At 68.4% G+C, this 19,272-nt stretch carries 17 protein-coding genes and 1 pseudogene; 12 read left to right on the forward strand and 6 right to left on the reverse strand.

Annotated elements, in window-relative coordinates; translation table 11 throughout:
- The 4 genes and pseudogenes from V7067_RS00435 to V7067_RS00450 form a co-directional block, all read right to left on the reverse strand.
- A pseudogene (locus V7067_RS00435) lies at nt 1–343 on the reverse strand (ABC transporter permease); the annotation flags it as partial.
- Nucleotides 340–1,215, reverse strand: a complete 876-nt coding sequence (locus V7067_RS00440) for an ABC transporter permease (protein WP_334173894.1) — start codon at nt 1,213–1,215, stop codon at nt 340–342. The pseudogene V7067_RS00435 and the gene V7067_RS00440, both read right to left, overlap by 4 nt.
- A 21-nt stretch (nt 1,216–1,236) precedes the next feature.
- Nucleotides 1,237–2,343, reverse strand: a complete 1,107-nt coding sequence (locus V7067_RS00445; RefSeq protein ID WP_334173895.1) for an extracellular solute-binding protein — start codon at nt 2,341–2,343, stop codon at nt 1,237–1,239.
- Between the two features lie 54 nt (nt 2,344–2,397).
- Nucleotides 2,398–3,573, reverse strand: coding sequence for an ABC transporter ATP-binding protein (locus tag V7067_RS00450; RefSeq protein ID WP_334173896.1), 1,176 nt, complete (start codon nt 3,571–3,573; stop codon nt 2,398–2,400).
- Between the two features lie 329 nt (nt 3,574–3,902).
- Between V7067_RS00450 and V7067_RS00455 the strand changes: the two genes are divergently transcribed.
- Together V7067_RS00455 and V7067_RS00460 are read left to right on the forward strand one after the other, a co-directional pair.
- A complete protein-coding gene (locus V7067_RS00455) occupies nt 3,903–4,676 on the forward strand; it encodes a class II aldolase/adducin family protein (protein WP_334173897.1) in 774 nt (257 codons plus the stop codon).
- 135 nt (nt 4,677–4,811) lie between these two features.
- The gene (locus tag V7067_RS00460) at nt 4,812–5,900 is read left to right on the forward strand and encodes an aromatic ring-hydroxylating dioxygenase subunit alpha (protein ID WP_334173898.1); all 1,089 of its coding nucleotides are present in this window, start codon (nt 4,812–4,814) and stop codon (nt 5,898–5,900) included.
- A 205-nt stretch (nt 5,901–6,105) separates the two neighbouring features.
- Here the strand turns inward: V7067_RS00460 and V7067_RS00465 are convergent, their stop codons facing one another.
- Nucleotides 6,106–6,813 (reverse strand): cupin domain-containing protein, encoded by a 708-nt coding sequence (locus V7067_RS00465; protein WP_334173899.1) that lies wholly within the window; start codon nt 6,811–6,813, stop codon nt 6,106–6,108.
- A 686-nt stretch (nt 6,814–7,499) separates the two neighbouring features.
- Here V7067_RS00465 and V7067_RS00470 point away from each other — a divergent pair.
- From V7067_RS00470 to V7067_RS00515, 10 genes are all read left to right on the forward strand, one after another.
- Nucleotides 7,500–8,081: a dimethylamine monooxygenase subunit DmmA family protein gene (locus tag V7067_RS00470; RefSeq protein WP_334173900.1), complete on the forward strand. Its 582-nt coding sequence runs from the start codon at nt 7,500–7,502 to the stop codon at nt 8,079–8,081.
- Nucleotides 8,078–9,037, forward strand: a complete 960-nt coding sequence (locus V7067_RS00475; RefSeq protein WP_334173901.1) for a PDR/VanB family oxidoreductase — start codon at nt 8,078–8,080, stop codon at nt 9,035–9,037. The genes V7067_RS00470 and V7067_RS00475 overlap by 4 nt, the downstream gene beginning before the upstream one ends.
- 23 nt (nt 9,038–9,060) lie before the next feature.
- Nucleotides 9,061–10,125 carry a DUF3445 domain-containing protein gene (locus V7067_RS00480; protein ID WP_334173902.1) on the forward strand — a complete coding sequence of 355 codons (1,065 nt, stop codon included), beginning with the start codon at nt 9,061–9,063 and terminating at the stop codon, nt 10,123–10,125.
- 42 nt (nt 10,126–10,167) lie between these two features.
- Nucleotides 10,168–10,533 carry a cupin domain-containing protein gene (locus tag V7067_RS00485; RefSeq protein ID WP_334173903.1) on the forward strand — a complete coding sequence of 122 codons (366 nt, stop codon included), beginning with the start codon at nt 10,168–10,170 and terminating at the stop codon, nt 10,531–10,533.
- Nucleotides 10,534–10,740: 207 nt separating this feature from the next.
- Nucleotides 10,741–11,274 (forward strand): PAS domain S-box protein, encoded by a 534-nt coding sequence (locus V7067_RS00490; protein ID WP_334173904.1) that lies wholly within the window; start codon nt 10,741–10,743, stop codon nt 11,272–11,274.
- Nucleotides 11,275–11,283: 9 nt separating this feature from the next.
- Complete coding sequence (locus V7067_RS00495) at nt 11,284–13,914, forward strand: response regulator (protein WP_334173905.1); 2,631 nt, start codon at nt 11,284–11,286, stop codon at nt 13,912–13,914.
- Entirely contained in the window at nt 13,911–15,032 is a 1,122-nt protein-coding gene (locus tag V7067_RS00500) for a two-component system response regulator (protein WP_334173906.1), read from the forward strand. The genes V7067_RS00495 and V7067_RS00500 overlap by 4 nt, the downstream gene beginning before the upstream one ends.
- A gap of 74 nt (nt 15,033–15,106) precedes the next feature.
- Complete coding sequence (locus V7067_RS00505) at nt 15,107–16,339, forward strand: threonine ammonia-lyase (protein WP_334173907.1); 1,233 nt, start codon at nt 15,107–15,109, stop codon at nt 16,337–16,339.
- Between the two features lie 46 nt (nt 16,340–16,385).
- Nucleotides 16,386–17,144, forward strand: coding sequence for an SDR family oxidoreductase (locus V7067_RS00510; RefSeq protein ID WP_334173908.1), 759 nt, complete (start codon nt 16,386–16,388; stop codon nt 17,142–17,144).
- Nucleotides 17,145–17,289: 145 nt separating this feature from the next.
- Nucleotides 17,290–17,889, forward strand: a complete 600-nt coding sequence (locus tag V7067_RS00515; RefSeq protein WP_334173909.1) for a biotin transporter BioY — start codon at nt 17,290–17,292, stop codon at nt 17,887–17,889.
- Nucleotides 17,890–17,911: 22 nt separating this feature from the next.
- Here the strand turns inward: V7067_RS00515 and V7067_RS00520 are convergent, their stop codons facing one another.
- Nucleotides 17,912–19,204, reverse strand: a complete 1,293-nt coding sequence (locus V7067_RS00520; protein WP_334173910.1) for a glycosyltransferase — start codon at nt 19,202–19,204, stop codon at nt 17,912–17,914.
- Nucleotides 19,205–19,272: the final 68 nt, after the last annotated feature.

Genomic DNA, 19,272 nt, shown 5'->3' on the forward strand with positions numbered 1-19,272 from the left:
AAGGCACGATCAGCGGCGCCAGCAGCATCAGCCGCACGCTTTCCGCCCGCGCCGACGACATGCGCCACAGCCCCAGCGCCGCCGCCGTGCCGACGGCCACGGACAGCACGGTTGCAAACAGGGCGATGAACAGGCTCTCGCCGACGGCCGACATCCAGCCCCAGTCGGTGAAGAACGTCACATAATGCTGAAACGAGATGCCGTTCCTGGGCAGCGACAGGTAGCGCTCCGTCGTCAGCGACACCGGAATGGCGACGAAGGTGGGCAGCATCAGAAAAAGCAGCACGGCCCACGCACACGCCACCACCAGTGGCCATCCCCAGCGTTCAAGCGGCGCGTTCATTTGGCACCAAACAGCTTTTTCACGTCCACGATGCGCGCCATGGCGGCGAGCAGCACCAGAACCGTGATGAGAAGAACCGACGCCATCATCGTGCCGACGCCCCAGCGAACCGTCTGGAAAATCTGCAGGCGCACATATTCCGCGATCATCGTCACCCGCCCGCCGCCGATGATGGCCGGCGTGACGAGGAAGCCGAGCGAGAGGATGAACACCAGCAGCCCGGCGGCGAATACGCCCGGCATGGAGAGCGGCAGGAAAATGGAGGTGAAGGTGCGCACCGGCCCGGCGCCGAGCGAGCGGGAGGCCGAGGCCAGCCGCGGATCGATGCCTTTCATGTTGGAATAGATCGGCAGCACCGCATAGGGGATCATGTAGTGCGTCATGGCCAGCACCACGCCGAACTCGTTGCGCACCAGCGCCAGCGGCTGGGCGATGAGGCCCGCCGACATCAGCGCCGTGTTGAGCAGGCCCTCCGAGCGCAGGATGGTGAGCCACGCGAACGCCCGCACCAGCACCGACACCCAGAACGGCACCAGCACGAAGGTGGCGATCGCCATGCGATGGCGCGGGCCGGCATTCAGCATCACATAGGCAATGAGATAGCCGAGCACGAGCGAGAAGACCGTGACGAGCGCCGACACGCGGAAGGTCGTGGCCAGCACACGCTGCAGGCCGGAAGACGAGAACAGCGCCAGATAGTTGTCAAAGCCGAGCTTCGGCACCGAGAAGCTCAGCCACAGCACGCTGAACAGCGGCATGGCATAGAATGTCGCCAGCAGCAGAATGAAGGGCGCCACCATGGCCCAGGCCGAGAAATTCCCGACCGGGGCCCGGCGCGCAACCGTTAGACTCGAGGCTGCGATGGTCGTCATCGGCGGCGCCCTTCCCTGTCGTCACGAACCCATCAGGTCAAGGAACTCGTTCTGCACGCGGTCGTAGTTTTCCGCATACCAGTCGCTGTTGACCGGGATCTGGCGGCGGTAGTTCGGCTCGTAGCCGCAGTCGATCTTCTTCAGCGCATCGGTCAGAAGCGCGCCGGCGGCCGGGTTGGCCGGGCCGTTGCCAAGCAGCTCAAGCAGCTTGATCTGTCGCTTCGGATCCTGCGTGGAGGCGATGAAATTGAACACCTCCGGACCGGCCGGATTGTTGACCAGCACCGGCATGATGCCCGGCGCGATAATGCCGTTGTCCCACGTCCAGCCGAGCTTGCCCTCGCTCTCGCGGTCGAGCACAGAGGCGCGCGTGCTCCAGATGCAGCCCATCGTCACTTCGCCGTCGCGGAACAGCTGCTGGCTCGCCGCGCCGCCGCCCCACAGCAGGAACTCGTCCTTGTGTTCCCTGAGAATGGCGAATGCCTTGTCGGTATCGAGCGGATAGAGCTTGTCGGGTTCGACGCCGGCGCCGATCAGAACGGCTTCAAGCGAGCCGATCAGCCACTTGTAAAGCGAGCGTTTGCCGGGAAAATCCTTGAAATTCAGGAAATCCTTGAAGCCGTTCGGCACCTTGCCGCCGGTCTTTTCCAGATTGTAGCCATTGACGGTCGAGTAGAGATAGGTGGCGCAGCCGTATTCGAACACGAATTCCGGGCGCACCTTGTCCTTGCTCACGACCTTGTAATCGTAGGGCTGGATGAGCTTTTCCTTGGCGAGGATCGGCAGGTAATAGGCATCGCCGTCGGTGCAGTCCCACGTCACCGAGCCGCTTTCCACCATCGCCTTGATGGACCCGGGGGTCGGTTCGCCGCCGATGATCGTCACCTTGATGCCGGTGTCGGCGGTGAAGGGCTCGCCCCACGCCGTGCCCCAGGCGGCAACGGCATCGCCGCCAAAGTTGACGACGACGATTTCGCTGGCCTTGGCGAGGGCGCCTTTCGCGTTCAGCGCAATCGGGGCAAAGCCGAGGGCCGCCATCGCCCACATGAAGGACCGGCGGCTCATCTCGCCGCGTTTCACGCGTTCAGCGGCAAGTTCGATGGTATCGGCAGCATGACGGGACAGCATCGGCAGGCATCCTCCAGCAGCAGCGGGGGGTGAAAGCAGCAGGTGAAGTGGCGGTCAGGCGGCCGTCTCGCCGGGCAGGCAGACGGTGGCTTCCGGTGCCCAGGAGAGCCACACCGGCGTGCCGGTTGCAGGCTCGGTTCCGAGCTGGGCCGAAAAGGCGGTCACGAGCAGCAGGCCGAATTCGGCCGTTGCAACGGCAATTTCCATGGTGGCGCCCAGATAGGCGACGGATTCGATCGTGCCGCGGGCCCGGTTGAGGCCGCGCTCCGGCGGCTCGGTGCCGATGCGCACCTTCTCCGGCCGCAGCGAAAGGGTGACCGCGCCGTCCGCCAGCGGCGGCACCGGCCCGCGATGGCGCACCCGCGCCTCCCCGACCGCAATTTCCGCCTCTTCGCCATGGCGGGCGACGAGACGCCCGTCGATGAAGGCGCTGCGGCCGAGGAAGGCTGCGGCAAAGCGCGAGTTCGGGCGCTCGTAAAGCTCGCTCGGGGCACCGATCTGCACCAGCCGGCCGCCGTCGATGATCGCGACGCGGTCGGACATGGTCATCGCCTCATCCTGATCGTGCGTCACATAGATGAAGGTGGCGCCCAGTTCGGCATGAAGGCGTTTCAGCTCCAGCTGCACTTCGCCGCGCAGCTTGCGGTCCAGCGCGCCGAGCGGTTCGTCGAACAGCAGGATGTCGGGCGAAAAGACCAGCGCCCGGGCAATCGCCACGCGCTGTTGCTGGCCGCCCGAAAGCTGGCGCGGCAGGCGGTCGGCCATGCCCCGCAGGCGCACCAGATCGAGCGCCTCGTTGACCTTGTGCGCGATCTCCGCCTTCGGCGTGCCGCGGATTTTCAGCGGATAGGCAATGTTCTGCGCCACCGTCATGTGCGGAAACAGGGCATAGCCCTGAAACACCATGCCGAAATTGCGCTTTTCCGGCGGCAGCAGCGTAATGCGCCGGCTGTTGACGAAGATGTCGCCGGCCGTGGGCTCCACGAACCCGGCGATCATCATCAGAAGCGTCGTCTTGCCGGACCCGGACGGGCCGAGCAGCGTCAGGAACTCGCCCGGCGCTACGTCGATCGACATGTCCCTGACCGCCGTGACGGCCCCGTAGGTCTTGCAGCAGTCGCGAATGGTGAGACTGTTGGCGCGGGCAAGACCTCTGTCCGCCTCAGTGCCGGAGCCGTGGCCGGTCTCGTAAGCGAGGCGAGCGGTCCCGATTTTCGGAAGCGGTGTCATGCGTGGCATTGCCTTCGTCCGAATTTTCACCGATGTGAACATTCACGCAGAGGAAATGCCTTTTCACAAGCCCGAAAATTAGGCTGGAAGAATGAAATTTCTGCGGCCGCCGGGCATTTGATGTGCAATTGGAACGCAGGTGCGGCCGGCAGCGCAGCGATTTGAACCGGATTCTGTATTTTTCCGCCATGAACAAGCGGCCGCGCTGCAAAAACGCCCCGCGCCGGCCGGCCGGGGCGGCGTGCGTTTTCTGCTTGCGCCCCGGCGCTAAAGGTGCTGATCTGATTTCATACAGATGAATATGGCCCCTGAGACCCGGAGGGACCGGCATGCATTCCACCGCTGCCGCCGCACCATTGGCCCCGGAGCGCGACGAAGCCGAGTGGCAGACCCGCATCGATCTTGCGGCGTGCTATCGCCTCGCCGCGCACTATCGCATGACCGATCTCATCTACACCCACATTTCAGCGCGGGTGCCGGGCCGGCCGGGGCGCTTCCTGATCAATCCCTACGGCGCACGCTGGGAAGAGATCACGGCCTCCAGTCTGGTCGAGATCGATGTCGACGGCAACAGGGTCGACCCGGCCGGGCCGCGGGTCAACCCGGCCGGCTTCACCATTCACAGCGCCGTGCACATGGCGCGCCACGATGCGCGCTTTGTGATGCACACCCACACGCGCGCCGGCGTCGCCGTCTCCTCGCTGGCCGAGGGGCTGTTGCCGCTGAACCAGATCGCGCTGCAGTTCCATGGCCGCGTCGCCTACCACGACTTCGAGGGCATCGCGCTCGATCTGGACGAACGGGCACGCATCGTCGCCGATATCGGCGCGAAGCCGGCGCTGATCCTGCGCAATCACGGCCTGCTGACGGTAGGCCGCTCGGCCGCGGAGGCCTTCAGCCTGATGTATTATCTGAATGCCGCCTGCGACATTCAGGTTTCCACCCTCTCCATGGGGCGCCCCGTGATCCCGGTGGATGAGGCCATCGGACGCCGCGTCACGGCGCAATACGACCAGATGGCCGAGGACGACGGCGACCTGATGCTGGAATGGGCGGCGCAGTTGCGCCTGCTCGACAGCCTCGACCCGACCTACAAGTCCTGAACATCACCGGCGGGCCCTGCCGGCAGGCGGACCCGCACGGTTGCGTCAGCGTCAATCAGGGACCGGGCGAAAAATGACCCGGCCTTACAACACACCCCAGACCGGAACAGCCTGTAGCGAAAAGGCTCTGATGCCATGACGATCAACGAAACCGGAGTGCAGTTCGCGCGCAGCGGTCAGACATGGACGCTGCCGGCGAGCTGGTATCACAGCGACGAGATCTTCGCCGAGGAGCGCGTGCGCATCTTCGAGAAGAACTGGATGCTTTTCACCTGGTCGCAGCGGATGCAGAAGCCGGGCGATTATGTGCGCGGCACGGTCGCCGGCCATGCGATCTTCGCCATCCGCGGCGACGATGGCGTGGTGCGCGCCTTCCACAATGTCTGCCGCCACCGCGGCGCAGAGCTTCTGGGCAAGGACGAAGGCCGCTGCGGCCGCCATGTCGTGTGCCCCTATCACGCCTGGTCGTTCAACCGCGCCGGCCAGCTTGAGCGGGCGCGCGATTTCGGCGGCGACATCGCCTTCGACCGCGAGGAGTGGGGCCTCTATCCGGTTGCCGCCGAAGAGTGGCGTGGCCTGATTTTCGTGCGCATCGCCGCCGAAGGCCCGACGCTGAAGGAGTGGCTCGGCCCGATCGATACCATGGCGGCCGACTATCCGCTCGAACAGCAGAACTATTTCATGTCCAAGGAGCGCGAAGTCGCCGTGGACTGGAAGACCTACGGCGAGAACTATCTGGAGTGCTATCACTGCCGCACGATGCACCCCGGCCTGTGCGATTCCCTCGATATCGACAAATATGTCATCGACGTTCACTTCGAGGATCGCTTTTTCCACCTTCACGCCCCTGCCCGTGACGGCGGCTTCACGCGCGGGCTCTATTTCTATCGGTTCCCGGGGCTGATGCTGAACCTCTACGACTGGGGCTCGTCCATTGCCACGGTCGAGCCCATCGCGCCGGGCCGCATCCGCCACGTCAACTGGTACTTCTTCACCGATGTCTCGCCGGAAAAGGCGGAGGAGAACCGCAAGGCGGCAGAATGGTCGGCCGAGATCGTGAGCGAGGATATCGACATCATTCTCGGCGTGCAGCGCAATCTGGAAGGCGGCATCTATCAGCGGGGCCCGCTGTCGCCGAAATATGAACACGGCGTGCTCGGCTTCCAGAACATGGTGCGCACCGAACTCGGCGAGGGCGCTCCGCGCCTGATGGCTGCCGAATAAGCCGCCCGGCCGGCAAACCAACCCGCAGGGCCCGCCCGGCAGACCGCCGCGCGGGCCCTTGCCTTTTCACGCTCCGGCACAAAGACACCGCGCGAGAGGCCCGCCATAAGGGCGCTGCGCCGGATTTCCGCCACCGGACAGGAATGAAAAAGGCCGCGCGAAGTGCGCGGCCTGTCCCGGCCCCGGATTGTTTCGCACCCGGTCTTCAGTAGGTCGGCGGGGTGATCGCCCACACCACCTGCAAGGGACCGGTGCCGCTGTTGCGGTAATGGTGCGGCCGCGTGCTCTCAAACGAGAAGCTGTCGCCGGCGCGCAGATGGTAACGCTTGTTATCGACCCACAATTCCATCTCGCCGGTCAGAATGAGGCCCGCTTCCTCGCCCTCGTGGCTGTAGGGCTCCGGCCCGGACCCCGCGCCGGGCTGAATGGTGCAGAACAGCAGCTCCAGCGCACCGTGCAGGTCCGGCACCAGCAGTTCGTCGATGAGGCTGTTGTCGTCGATGCTCATGCGGCGCCGCTTGTCGGCCCGCACCACGACATCGCCGTCCTCCTCCGCACGGTCGGAGGTGTCGGAGCGGAAGAACCAGCCGATGGTGACGCCCATCACCTCGGCAATCTGCTGCAACTGACGGATGGTGGGCGTGGAAAGTCCGCGCTCCACCTGCGACAGATGACCGACCGAAAGCCCGGTGCGGCCGGAAACCTCCGCCAGCGTCATCGCCTTGCGCTTGCGCGCCTCGCGGATCATCGGCCCGAGGGCGGCAACGGGATCCTCGGCTGTGCCGGCCGCAGCCGGCACCTCGTCATCGGGCACCCGGTCCGCCTCCGCCGCGCGCGGCGGCAGCGGGCGGGCCCCGTGCCGCTCGGTGCCTTCGGCCGATACGCCGTCTCTGGCAAAGCGTGCGTCACTCACGAACGACCCCTGCTCTGTTTGCTGTTACCGCCGCCGGCCAGTGCGCCGGCGCACACCTGCAGACCGGCAGCCGGCCCCGCCCTGCCGGCTGCCGGCACCCCCGGCGGGCCTTGCGATCGGCCTGAAGCGGTTTTCATCTTTGTGAAGATTAATCCGCCGCGATCACGTCAGCAAGGCTTACCCGATGCATATGTGACGACGCAATCGCATAGCGGCACCGGCCGAAGCCGGCGAATCGGTACGGCTGCGCCGAAAACCCGCGGCGACATCGCGCCGGCGAGGCGGCGAGACCGCGAAAGCCGCCCCACGGGCGGGGCCGTCGCGCGGGCATGCCGCTGTTGCGGACGATTCGGACGGGACGGCGCCCGCCCCTTCGCCGCCGGCAGCCCGGCACCGTGCACGGCCGGCAGCCTGCAACCGCTCCATGCTGCGCCGATTGCACCGATAATGACCTGAACCGGCGCCGCTTTCGCCCGCGCCGCGCCGGCTGGCTGTGCGCGCCGGCGACGGAATTTTGCCGCCGGCCCGGGCCGCCACGCGGCCCCGCGGGCAGCGGCCCCGCGGTGAGTGCGCGGGAAAGGGCGGGATTGCTGCCTGTCGGGTCATCGCGCCCAATGTTTCATCTTGACCAAACGCGGCGCGGATATTTTCATGCATCTGAAATTCAGCGAGGGAGCCTGAGGTCGATGGGTGTGGAGATGGTCTCGGCCGAAAGCGCCAGCCGCCCGCGCTATGGCGCACTGGCGCCGCTGCCGGGCACCCGGCAGGTGATCGTGGCCGACGACGCGGGGCTGGCGGCGGCCGGGCGGCTCATCGCCGCCGCGCCGGCCGGCTTTGCCGCCGCGGCAACGCTGATCGCCATTGCCCCGGCTGCGGCGCTGCCGGCAGCCGGCCGCACCGTAACGGTGGCCGGCATCGACGAGGCCATTGCCGCGCTTCAGGCGCTGCTTGAACAGGCGGACATGGGCACCCGGCTCTACATCGCCGGTGCCGACCCCACGCTGGCGCTGGTGCGCCGGGCCGGGCTGGCAGCGGGGCTTTCGGCCGATGCCATCGCGGCCGAGGAGTGCGGCGCCCCCCGGCGCCGGGTGCGGTGCATGCACTGCGCCACCATCGTCGACGATGTCACCGAACCCCGCATCACCTGCCCCTCGTGCGGGCTGGAGCTTGCGGTGCGCGATCATTATTCACAGCGGCTGGCAGCCTATCAGGGCGTCTGGGTCGGGCCCGGGCCGGTGCGCATCACCAGCGCGGAGACCGCCTCGTGACAGCCGACGAAATCCCGATGCGCGTTGCCGAGATCGTGCCGCTGACCGCCGACATCCGCGCCTTCCGGCTGGTGGCAACGGACGGGCGCGCCCTGCCGGCCTTTTCCGGCGGAGCCCACATCACGCTGCTGCTGTCGTCCGGCGCGCGCCAGTGGCGCAATGCCTATTCGCTGACCGGCCGGCCCGGCGACACCGATGGCTACACCATCGCCGTGCGCCGTGAAGCCGGCGGGCGCGGCGGCTCGCGCTTTCTGCACGAAGCGGTTGCGGTGGGCGACGAGATCGCCGTGCTGCCGCCGGCCAACGCCTTTGCGCTGGTGGCGACGGCCCGCCACCACCTGTTCATCGCCGGCGGCATCGGCATCACCCCGTTTCTGCCGATGGCCGAACAGGCGGCTGCACAGGGGCAGGATTTCGAGCTGCACTATGCCGCCCGCTCCGCCGCCGAAGCCGCCTTCGGCGATGTGCTCGCGGCCCGCTTCGGCAACCGCGTCACGCTCTATGCCAGCGACGCCGGCAGCCGCATGGATCTGGCGCGGCTGGTCGCCGGCCGGCCGCTCGGCACCCATCTCTATGTCTGCGGCCCTTCGCGCCTCATCGAGGCCGCCTTCGATGCCGCCCGCGCAGCCGCATGGCCGGAGAGCGCGCTGCATGCCGAAGCCTTCACCCCGCCGCCGACAGGCGACACCTTCACCGTTACGGTGGCGGCCTCCGGACAGGAAATCGCCGTCGGCGCCGAACAGAGCCTGCTGGAGGCGCTGGAGGCGGCGGGCATCGACGTTCCCAATGTCTGCCGGGGCGGCGCCTGCGGTGCCTGCTTCACCGACGTGAAGGAATGCGACGGCACCATTCTGCACAACGACCACTATCTCTCACCGGACGAGCGCGAGAGCGGCACCTGCATCCTGCCCTGCGTGTCGCGCTTCGCCGGCCGCAGGCTGGTGCTCGATCTGTGAAACCCCGCGCGGAGGACCCGACGATGTCTTCGCTTTCCGCCCCGCAGACGGCCGGCAGCCCCGTGCCGGATTTCAGCGACCAGACCTTTCGCGGGGCCTACAGCTTCCGCAACTCGCCGGCGGCCATCCGCCGCTTTCCCTACCCGTTCGCCGAAGACCGGTATGCCTATTCGATGAACGTGGAACCGCACCTGCCGGGCCCGGCCGGCTCGGTGTTCGAGCATCTCTTCGATATCGACGAGCACTATGCGGCCGAGGTCAACGACCGGGCCATCGTGCTGCGGCAGGATCCCTCCCGCTGTCTCGCCCTGCCGCACATGATGGCGGCACAGTGGGACATGCTGGAACTGATCACGACCGAACTGGCGAAGAGCTATCCGGCGCTGTTCGCGCTGGAGCGCGCCGGCAGCCGCTGGCGCTGGATCAACCGCCCCCTCGGGTTCGACCACACCTTCACCTTCGGCGCGGCGGAAAGCCTGCCGCCCGGGCCCGACGGTCCGGTGGGGCCGATGGAATATATCGCCCGGCAGATGCAGGGCGACTTCACCCTGCTCGACCAGCGCGACAACAACCTGTGGCTCGATGCCGGCGTGCTCACCTCGCCCGGCAACTGGTCGCTCGATTTCAATCTCGGCATGAACTTCATCGAGTGGCACGGCCCGGTGCCGGCGCGGCCGGAGACGCAACTGTTCGAGCGCGCGCTGCACTATCTGATGGGCCTCCGCGTGGGGGCGCCGGTGCGCCGCCTCAACTGGTCGACGACGGTCGAACCGCGCCTCGACACCGGGCTGGAAGCCTATCCGGACTGGGGCCGCCACCGTCAGGGCGTCACGCGCGAGAATCTCGGCGAAAAGCTGCACATGCGCATCGAGTTGCAGTCGCTCTACCGGCTGCCCCGCTCCAACGCGATCCTGTTTTCCATCCGCTGTTACCTGCTGTCGCTGGCCGATCTGGTCACCGTGCCGGGCTGGGGGCCGCGCTTTGCCGGCGTGTTGCAGAGCCTGCCGCCGGAGATCGTCGCCTACAAGGGTCTTGCGCCCTATATCGACCCGATCTGCGACTATCTGGCCGCCCACGCGGCCGCCTGATCGCCTCTTCTTTCTCCCCTCCCGCCAACGGACAAGCGCACCATGGTTGCCGACCACTTCCTGAAATTTCCCCCGCCCCCGGCCGAGCCGGCCGCCGGCCTGCCCGCCGGCTGGACGGTGATCGCCGGCGAGCCGGTGGCCCGCGGCGCGCGCTTCTACACCGCCGATGACGGCACCGCGCTCTCCGGCTGGTGGTCGTGCACGCCGGGCAGCTTCGAGGTCGTCTACGACAAGTGGGAGTTCTGCCACATGCTCTCCGGCCGCTGCACCATCACGCCCGCCGGCAAGGCGCCCGTCGATCTCGGTCCCGGCGATGCTTTCATTCTGGAGCCCGGCTTCAAAGGCACCTGGACGGTGCACGAAACGATGACGAAACACTTCGTCTTCAAGCTTGAGCCGGCGGCCTGAAAGCCGGCCGGTGCGGCCGGCTTGCGCAGCGCCGGCCGCTTTGCGCCGTGTCAATGACGCGGCGCCCTCGTTTCGCCATCTCAGCTGTAAAGCGGACCGGGGGGTCCGCGGCATGACAGCCAACGGCAAGCTTCGTTGCCGATTGTGCCGTGCCTTGTGTCCGTGTGCCCGGACAACGATCAGGCGGGACCAGAAGGAACGACAGCGTTGGGGGGAAGTCTGGCCGATGCCCTTTATGCCGGGCTGCTGATTGCGGGCAGCGTCGCGGCCGCCGCGGCATTGTGGGCGTTCGCCCGGCAAAGACGCCGCCACGCCCTTGACCTGCGGGAGCGCAGCGCCGCCCAGAGTGCGCTCGCCCGGGAACTCGCCGGCAGCCGCGAGACCGAGCGCTGGTCAAGCGGCCTGATCGAGGCCGCCCCGGTCGGCCTGATGGTGATCGATGCGCAGGGCCGCATCGTTCACGCCAACCGCACGGCGCTCGGCATCTTCGGCTATGAGCCCGGCGAACTCGACGGCATGGCGGTCGAAGACCTGATGCCGGAAGACCGGCGGCACGGCCATCCGGAAAAGGTGCGCGCCACCTTCACCAACCCGGTGTCGCGCTCGCTTGCCTCCAAGGACGGCATTTTCGGCCGGCGCCGGGACGGCACCATCTTTCCGGCCGACATCGGGCTGAACACCCTTCAGGTGCGGCCGGGAGATGCCCGCCAGATCGCCGTTTCGGTGACCGATCTCAGCTAACGCAAGCGCATGGAGCGCGCTTTTGCCGACCAGCTCGCCTTCCAGAACACGCTGATCGAGACCATTCCGCTGCCGATCTACTACAAGGACGCGCAGGCCCGTTTTCTCAGCACCAACAGGGCGTTCGAGGAAGCCTTCGGGGTTGCCCGCGCGCAGCTGCACGGCCGCACGTCGCTGGAGTTTCCCGGCCAGCCGCCGGCCCTGCTGCAATATATCCACGACCGCGATGTCGCCGCGATCGCCAACGATGCGCAGTCTGTGAACGGAGAGGCGATCCGGCGCGAACTGGCCGACGGGCAGATCCACGACATGCTGTGCTGGCGGCGGGCCTTCGCCCGCGCCGACGGCGCTCCCGGCGGCATGATCGGCGCCTTTGTCGACATCACGCCGCAGAAGGAGGCCGAGCGCGCGATTGCCCGCGCCAAGGAGGCCGCCGAGGCATCCACGGCCGCCAAGTCGATGTTCCTCGCCAACATGAGCCACGAACTGCGCACGCCGATGAATGCCGTGATCGGCATGACGCACCTCGTGCTGCAGACCGACCTGACGCCGCGCCAGCGCGATTATCTGGAGAAAATCCGGCAGGCCGGCAACACCCTGCTCAGCCTCATCAACGACGTTCTCGATGTCTCCAAGATCGAAGCCGGCCGGCTGGAGCTGGAGGATGTCGACTTCGACCTCGACGATGTCATTGCCGGCGTCATCTCCGTTTCCTGCGGCCGGGCGGCGGAAAAGGGGCTGGAACTGCTGGTCGACGTGCCCCTCGACGTGCCGCGTGCGCTGGGCGGGGACGGGCTGCGCCTCGGGCAGGTGCTGATCAACCTTATCGGCAACGCCATCAAGTTCACCGGCCACGGCCACATCATCCTGTCCGGCCGCGTGCTGGAGGAGGATGCGCAGCGCCTGCTGCTGGGCTTCTCGGTGCGCGATACCGGCATCGGAATGTCGGCGGAAGAATGCGAGCGGCTGTTCCGGCCCTTCGCGCAGGCCGATGGCTCCATCACGCGCCGCTTCGGCGGCACCGGTCTGGGGCTTTCCATCGCGCGCAGCCTGGTGGAACAGATGGGCGGCCGCATCGCGGTCGAAAGCGCGCCGGGGGCCGGCTCGCTGTTCAGCTTCACGGTGCGGTGCCGGCGTGCCAGCGGCCCGCCGCGCCGGCTGCGCATGCCGCCGGGCGCCCTGCGCGGCCTGCCGGTGCTGCTGGCCGACAGCAGCGACGCCGCCCGCACCATCATGACCGGCACCCTGACCCAGCTCGGCTGCCATGTGACAGCGGTGGCCACCATCCCGGCGCTGCGCGAGGCGGCGACGGCAACCGCGTTCCGTTTCGCCTTCATCGATTCCGCCCTTGCCGCCGGTGCCGAGGCAGACGTGCTGGCCGCCCTGCGGCCGGAAGGCGTGGCCGGACCGGGCATCATCCCCATCGGCCGCTTCGGCGACGACACCCTGCGCGGCATCGCCGATACCCTCGATGCCGTCGGCATGCTGAGCCGGCCGGTCAGCGCCTCCGATCTGTGCGATCTGATGACCGATCTGACCCGCGGCGAGGGCGCCCGCCCGGCGGCATCGCCGGCCGCCGGCGCGCCGGTGCCGCACTTTGCCCGCCAGCGGATTCTCGTGGTGGAAGACAGCGCGATCAACCGCCAGATTGCAGGCGAACTGCTGGGCATCGCCGGCCTTGAGACCGATTTCGCCGAGGACGGGGAACAGGCCGTCAGCCTGCTTGCGGCCGGCGGGCCGGACCGCTACGCCCTTGTGCTGATGGACCTGCAGATGCCCCGCATGGACGGCATCACCGCGGCGCAGACGATCCGTGCCGACGCTCGCTTTGCCGATCTCCCGATCGTTGCGCTGACCGCCCATGCGCTGGCGGCAGAGCGCGACGACGCGCTGGCAGCCGGCATGAACGACCACCTCTCCAAGCCGGTCGATCCGGCGCTGTTCTACGACATGCTGACGCGCTGGCTGCGCCCGTCTGGCTTCTCGCCGGCCGCAGAGCGGGCTGATGACGCCGCCGGCCGGCATCCCGCCCGGGTTACCGGGGTCGACATTGCCGGAGGGCTTGCCCGCGTTGCCGGCAATGAGAAGCTCTATTTCGACCTTCTGGCCCGCTTCGCCGCCGGCGAGCGCGATGCCGCGCAGCGCATCGCGGCCTGCCTGCCGGACAATCCGGCCGATGCCGAACACATGGCCCACCGGCTGCGCGGCCTTGCCGCCAACATCGGCGCCACAGCCATTGCCGATGCCGCGGCGACGCTGGAGATGAGCCTGCGCGGCCGCGCGCCGCAGGCGCTGTGGCAGGCCGGGCTGGCAACGCTGACGCAGGCGATTGCGGCCACGATGGCCGATCTGCCGGCGCCGCCCCCGGCCCCGGGCACCGCGCAGACCGCGGTCGCGGCAGCGCCCGCCGGCCGCAACCTCGACCGCCTCGCCCGCCTGCTGGTTTCCGGCGACGCCGAGGCCGCGGAAGAGTTCAATGCCCGCCGCGCCGATCTGGCCGACCGGCCGGCCAGCGAACTGCGGGCACTGGAAAAGGCCATTGCGGACTTCGATTTCGCTGTTGCCGAAGAGATCGTGCAGACCATAATCGCGGCCGATGGTCGCCAGAGTGCAGACATGACGATGGAGCAGGCCCCGTGACAAGCCCCGCGCCCGGTTCCGTCTCCGGCCAGGAGGCCGGCGAACGCAATACGATCCTGCTCGTCGACGACACGCCCGATAATCTCGCCCTGCTCTCCGGGCTGCTGCGCGGCACCTATCGTGTGCGCGTGGCCAACAGCGGTGCCCGCGCCCTGCAGATCGTGGCGGCCGATGCGCCGCCCGACCTCGTGCTGCTCGATGTGATGATGCCGGACATGGACGGCTACGAGGTCTGCCGCCGGCTGAAATCCGACCCGGCCACGCGCGACGTGCCGGTGATCTTCATCACCGCCCGCTCGCTGCCGGAAGACGAGGAGCGCGGCTTTGCCGCCGGCGCCGCCGACTACATCACCAAGCCGATTTCCCCGCCGATCCTGATGGCGCGGGTGGCCAACCACCTTGCGCTGCGCAGCGCCCTCGCCTGCCTCGCCGATCAGAACCGCCTGCTCGCCCATGCCGTCCGGCAGCGCACCAGCGAGCTGGAGCGGGTGCAGAACGCCACCATCCTCGCCATGGCTTCGCTGGCCGAAACCCGCGACAACGAAACCGGCAATCACATCCGCCGCACCCAGCATTATGTGCGCGCGCTGGCGGTGTGGCTGCGCGATCACCCGGAATACGGACCGGAACTGACGCCGGAGAACATCGACCTGCTGTTCCGCTCGGCCCCCCTGCACGATATCGGCAAGGTGGGCGTGCGCGACAACGTGCTGCTCAAGCCCGGCGCGCTGACGCCCGACGAGTTCGAGCACATGAAGACCCACACCACCATCGGCCGCGACGTGATTCAGGCCGTGGAACGGGAGGTCGGCCCCGGCATCCCGTTCCTGCGCATCGCGCGCGAGGTGGCCTATTCCCATCAGGAAAAATGGGACGGTTCGGGCTATCCGCAGGGGCTGAGCGGAACCGACATTCCGCTGAGCGCCCGGCTGATGGCGGTGGCCGACGTCTACGATGCGCTGATTTCGGAGCGCATCTACAAGCGGGCCATGGCGCACGAAGAGGCGGTGGAAGTCATCCGCCGCGGCCGGGGCAGCCATTTCGACCCCGCCGTTGTCGATGCCTTTCTGGCTGTCGCGCCGGAATTTCAGACCATCGCGCGCCGGTTCAACGACTGATCGCCCGCGGTTCCGCGGGCCGGCCCGCTCCGCTATGGTCGGCGGGCCGGAGGAATCGGCAAGGGGGAGCCATCATGGATCAGGGCGGCACAGCCGGCGCACCGACGCTGGCCGACATTCAGGCCGCGGCCGGGCGTCTGGAGGGCCGGATCGCCCGCACGCCCTTCCTGCATTCCAGCACGCTGTCGCGCACGCTCGGTGCCGAGGTCTGGCTGAAATTCGAGAACCTGCAGTTTACCGCCTCCTTCAAGGAGCGCGGTGCGCTGAACCGGCTCATGACGCTGTCGCCCGACGAGCGCGCCCGGGGCGTCATCGCCGCTTCGGCCGGCAACCACGCTCAGGGCGTGGCCTATCACGCCGCCCGCAACGGCATTGCCGCGACCATCGTGATGCCGGAGACGACCCCCAACGTGAAGGTTGCCCGCGTGCGCGAGCACGGAGCGCGCGTGCTGCTGCACGGCGCCGATTTTTCCGCCGCCGCGGCGGAGATGCAGCGCGTGGCGGCAGCGGAGGGGCTGACGATCGTCCATCCGTTCGACGATCCGGCCATCATCGCCGGTCAGGGCACGGTGGCGCTGGAAATGCTGGCCGACGTGCCGGAGCTGGATACGCTGGCCGTTCCCATCGGCGGCGGCGGTCTGATCGCCGGTGTCGCCATCGCGGCACGGGCGCTGAAGCCCGGCATCCGCATCGTCGGCGTGCAGTCGGCCGTCTTCCCCGGCATGGCGCGCGCGCTTGGCCGCTTCTCCGGCCCGCGGCGCGGCGGCTCGTCGGTGGCCGAGGGCATTGCGGTGACAGAGCCCGGCGCGCTGACCCGGCGCATCGCCGGCGACCTTGTCGACGAGATCGTTGTGGCCGACGAAGACACCATCGAGGAGGCTGTGGCGCTGCTGCTGGGCGTGGAAAAGACGCTGACAGAGGGGGCCGGCGCGGCCGGCATCGCCGGCCTGATGAGCCGGCCGGCGCTTTTTGCCGGCCGCCGGGTGGGGGTGGTGCTTTCCGGCGGCAACATCGACACCCGCGTTCTGGTCGCCGTGCTGCAGCGCCACCTGACCCGCATCGGACGCATGGTGCGCATCCGCGCCGAACTGCCGGACAATCCCGGCTCGCTTGCCCGCCTCACAGCCATCGTCGCCGGCCGCGGCGGCAACATCTACGAACTGCGCCACGAGCGCTTTTCGGCGGCAAGCCGCGCCAAGGAGAGCGGCGTGGCAATCGATGTGGAACTGCGCGATGCCGACGATCTCGCCCCGCTGATCGCCGATCTGGAGGCCGAGGGCTTCGCCGTCCGGCCCGAGGCGTTCTGACGCCGCAGGCAGCCGCGCAGCGCCGCACAGCAGGAAGGGACAGACCATGCCGGACATCGCCGCCGACGGGCGCACCGCCCTTGTCACCGGCGCGGGCAGCGGCATCGGCCGCGCCGTCGCCATCGGGCTCGCCGCCGCCGGCTGGCGGGTGGCGCTGGCGGGCCGGCGACCGGAGGTGCTGGAGCAGGCCGCGGCCGAAGCCGGCAACGGGGCCCGCGCCTTTCCCGCCGACATAACCGATCCGGCGGCCGTGGCGTCCCTGTTCGCCGGCGTCGGCGCGGCGTTCGGCCGGCTCGACCTGCTTTTCAACAATGCCGGCGTCATGGCCCCTCCGGTCAATCTGGAGGATCTGCCGTTCGGGGACTGGAAGGCCGCCGTCGATACCAACCTGACCGGCGCTTTTCTGTGCACGCAGGCAGCCTTCCGCATGATGAAGGCGCAGGACCCGATGGGCGGGCGCATCATCAACAACGGCTCGGTTTCCAGCGCCGTGCCGCGACCCAACTCCGCCCCCTACACGGCCACCAAGCACGGCGTGCTGGGCCTGACGCGCGCCACCGCCCTCGACGGGCGCAAATACAACATCGCCTGCGGCCAGATCGACATCGGCAACGTGGAAACCGACATGACGGCGGCCATGAAGCGCGGTGTGCTGCAGGCCGATCTTTCGGTGCGTCCCGAACCGACCTTTGCGCTGCGCCATGTGGTTGAGGCGGTGCTGTACATGGCCGGTCTGCCGGCGGATGCCAACGTGCTGCAGATGACGGTGATGGCCAGCGCCATGCCGCTGGTGGGTCGCGGCTGAGAGCCGGCGGCCGGCGCGGCGCTTGCATCGCCGGCGTGGCGTGCTTATTGCACTGCGATCACAAACGCCCGGCGGCGCGCGGCTGGCCGGGAATCGGGATGGCACGATGCCGGGGGCGTATGGCCATACCGGAGCAGGAAGAGGCATGCCCAGGTCTGCGACCTATACCGCGTTGGACTTCAATCCCGCCGGCTGGCTGAAAGCACGCTCCCTTCCCGTCCGCGTCGCGGTCGTGGCGGGGTGCGTCGTTGCGCTGTCGGTCATTTCCTATGCGGAAGTGCCGATGGTGCCGGTGCCGGTCACGCTGCAGACACTCGGCGTCACGCTCGCCGGAGCGCTCTTCGGCTGGCGGCGCGGCGCTCTCGCGGTCGCGCTCTGGCTGCTGGCCGGCGCCCTCGGCCTGCCGGTGCTGTCGGGCGGCGGCAGCGGCTATCGCCACTTCCTCGGCCCGACGGCCGGTTATCTGTTCGCCTTTCCGCTGGCTGCGATGCTGACCGGGTGGCTTGCCGAACGGGGCTGGACCGGCGAGGCGATGACCATGGCGCTGCTGTCGATGCTGGCCGGCAACGGCCTCTGCCTGCTGATCGGGTGGGCCTGGCTTGCGGCGGGCATCGGCATGGAACAGGCCTTCATTCACGGCGTGGCGCCGTTTCTCATCGGCGCCGGCCTGAAGGCCGCATTCGGCGCCGCACTGCTGCGCGCACTGGCCGGGCTGATGCAGCACCGGCAGCAGCGCCGTCTCTGAGGCAGCGTAGCCGGGCCCGGCCTCAGCGCCGGGCCGCCGTCACCGGCAACACGTCGAGAATTGCCCGCGCGGCCACGCCCGCGCCGTCGGCCGCCTTCATCCGCGCAGAGCAGGCCCGCAGGCGCGCGTTCATCGCCGTGTCCGCCAGCAGGCCGAGGATGGCGCCACGCAGGTCGTCGTCGCTCCAGTCATAGCGCGGCAGGGCGCGGCCGGTGCCGGTCTCGCTCATGCGGCGGGCATTGTCGTGGCCATCCCAGCAATAAGGCATGACCAGCGACGGCACGCCGAAATAAAGCGCCTCGCAAACGCTGTTGTTGCCGCCGTGGTGGATGAACAGGCTGCTCTTCGCCACAACGGAGGGCTGCGGAAACCAGCCGTCGAGAAAAACATTGTCCGGCACCAGACTGTACTGGTCGCGGAAACCGCCGACGGCGACGAGAAAGCGGCATGGCAGCGTGGCAAATACGCCGATCATGCGCTCGATCAGAACCGTATCCACCGCGCCGAGCGAGCCGAAGCTGACATAGACCAGCGGGCCGCCATCCTGCTCGGCGAAGACCGGCGGCTGGTAGGGGCCCTCGCTGCGCACGCAGCCTTCCAGAAACACGAAGCGCTGCGGATCGAGCGGCGCAGCCCGCCGGTGGCGCAGAATTTCCGGCGCCAGCAGCAGGTTGAGATAGGGCGACGGCTCCAGAAACTCCATGTCGGGATAGGGATCGAGCCCGGCCTCGGCCATCAGCGCGTTGAAACGGCGGTGAACCGGAGCAACGGCCGCCTCGTAACGCGTGCGGAAGGCGGCCCACCCCGCCCGGTCGCCGGCGGCGCAGCCCGAAAGATAGGGCGGCACATCGGCATCGGGCAGCTCGGTCTCGGCGCAGGAAATGACCCGCACCCACGGCAGCCCGGAGCGGCGGATGGCCGGGAACATGACGACATTGTCCAGCACCACCGCCGCCGGCTTCAGCCGCGCCAGCAGCGCCCGAAGCGGGGCCTCGGCGCGGGCGGCCGACGATACGATCGCCTCCCAGGTGGGCACCACGTAGCTTTCGATCTGCTCGGCTGCCGGCCGGCGAAAGCTCTCGCGGTGGCGCGAAACGAAGCTGTTCCAGTCGACAGCCTCGCTCGCCGGCATGCCGGCCTCGGCCGGCAGCGGATATTCGGCAAAGCCGTATTCGGCGAACACGCCGCGGAAACCGTCGTGACAGATGAAGACCGGATGGGCGCCCTCGCGCCGCAGGGCCTGCGCGATGCCGACGCAGTTCAGCGCAGCCCCGTAGCTCGCCTCCGGAAATAGCGCGATCGTGCTGCCCTTCATCGCCTGCCGGCTCTCCTGCCCGCCCTGTTTCCGCCCGCCGCGTTGCCGCGGGCGCCCTGCCGCACGCC

The sequence above is a fragment of the Pseudoxanthobacter sp. genome (assembly GCF_036822375.1).
In the GTDB taxonomy this organism is placed as follows: Bacteria; Pseudomonadota; Alphaproteobacteria; order Rhizobiales; family Segnochrobactraceae; genus Pseudoxanthobacter.